Raw genomic sequence first — 1,825 nt, 5'->3', positions numbered from 1 at the left:
TTCCAAGTCGCAATACGAAAGAACATTTGTTTTAATCCCAATGACGTAACACTCTTTCTTCATTTCTTCGAAGGAAGCGTGAACATCCCATTAGCGAACCGGACGTCTGTCCGCACATTCATAACCTGCACAGTAGTTTCCAAATTTTGTTGGTCAACAATTGTCCACTGCCGCAAAGCAGAGCCTTTAGAATCAAAAACCATCCTTATTTGCCCTGCCCCAATCGTTTTATCACGCAGAACAATCGTCACAGCCCCTGGATCTTCGCGAAATGCCAACAAGCGCCCAGAAGATACATCAATTTTATCATCCAACAAAAACTTCATTGGCGTTTGCGAAAGTTGTGAAAAGTTCCAAGTATTCAAAGCCCGATTGTTAATACCCACAAATTGGCCATCTGCAATAATTTGTAAAGGCATTTTTTTGTAAATGAAACGAATTTTCCCTGGACGCTCTAAATAAAATGTCCCCTGAGACATTTTTCCCTTTGGACTAAACTGAATAAAATCACCTGTCATTGTTTTGATTGCCGCAAAGTGATTCACAACATTTTGCGCCTTTATCACTTTATTAGATACTTGCGAAAAAACAGGAAAAGTTAAACACCAAAAGATAATAATTCCCACCAACCCAAAGATTCTTCTTTGCGGTAAAAAAGACGTTTTCATAAAAAATGCTCCCAAGCAATACTTAATTGACTTTATAATTCATAACTTAAGTGATCAACGACGAATAAATACCCTTCTTTATAAGATAAAGATATTGTTTGAAAAAAATATCAAAAGATTTTCAAGAGTATTCTTCTTCGACAGCCTCCAAAACTTTTTGCTTACCCATATCATTTACTGGACTAATGATGCCTTCTTTTTCCATCCTTTCAATCAATGTTGCAGCACAGTTATAACCAATGCCTAAACGACATTGAATATAAGAAGTTGAAGCCTTACGATCACGAAGCATAATAGCAACAGCTTGACAATAGAGATCATTTGCTAAAGAAAAAGCTAAAGAAACATCCCTCTATTTCTTGCGATCTCTTTCGGTATCGTTTCCAAATAATCAGTCTGCGTTTATGTTTCCGAAATCATCAAATTTTCCTGCTTATCTGCTGATTTTCTAAACGCATAATATATTCTTTCCCACCCCTAATCTATGAAGCAACATAAATTATAGTCAATACATAATGGATTAAGGACTAAACATATTACTCGCGAACCTGAAAGCTCTTTTAAGTATCAAAAATGCTTTTTTGACTTCCTTCCCACCCAAAAGAATAAAAATCTTCATCCGAACCACTCTGTAAACAGTTTGGAGTTTAGCAAATTTCACTTAGCTTCCCACCCCATATAATTCATTTATATTAAGACTCGACAGATCAGCCTTGCCCTAAATATTTAGAGCGCACTTAAAAAGACACTTAAATACCAAACCTTACATGCTTTTACCCCCTCTACCCTCGCAATAACATTATTTTATACCAAGATATTGATTTATAATAATTTATCTTTTTAACTTAAATCATAACGCCAAAGACAATAAGATTCTCTCATCACATACTCTCTCATATTGAATCAATTCAAATCATTTGCTTGCACGTTACAAGCAAGGTTGGTGTATGGATAAAAGTTATATAAGATAAAGAATCCCCTTATAAGGAGTCTCAAGTACCAAGGAGCTATCGCAAATTGAGAGCTGGTATATGAAAATGCAGAATTTCTACGAAACAATAGGATAAACACTTGTTTTACAAGGTATTATAAAAAACAACTATAAAGATTTTTCAAAAGCGCTCTTCTTCAGCAGGCACTAAAATTTCTCGTTTCCC

The 1,825-nt window shown here is 35.2% G+C and carries 1 protein-coding gene and 1 pseudogene; both read right to left on the bottom strand.

Annotated elements, in window-relative coordinates; all coding sequences use genetic code 11:
• Positions 1-59: 59 nt before the first annotated feature.
• The gene (locus ACFIL8_RS09765) at positions 60-668 is read right to left on the bottom strand and encodes an outer-membrane lipoprotein carrier protein LolA (RefSeq protein WP_273790530.1); all 609 of its coding nucleotides are present in this window, start codon (positions 666-668) and stop codon (positions 60-62) included.
• Positions 669-789: 121 nt separating this feature from the next.
• Positions 790-1,061, bottom strand: a pseudogene (locus ACFIL8_RS09760) (DNA translocase FtsK); the annotation flags it as partial.
• Between the last annotated feature and the right edge of the window lie 764 nt (positions 1,062-1,825).

This window comes from Bartonella sp. AP57NXGY (assembly GCF_042195805.1).
Classification (GTDB): Bacteria; Pseudomonadota; Alphaproteobacteria; order Rhizobiales; family Rhizobiaceae; genus Bartonella.
The sequence above is the reverse complement of the archived record's forward strand: the minus strand, read 5'-3'. Positions and strand labels throughout refer to the sequence as shown.

Coding starts and splice junctions, on each gene's coding strand:
- ACFIL8_RS09765 (WP_273790530.1), bottom strand. CDS start 668: ATGAAAACGTCTTTTTTACCGCAAAGAAGAATCTTTGGGTTGGTGGGA.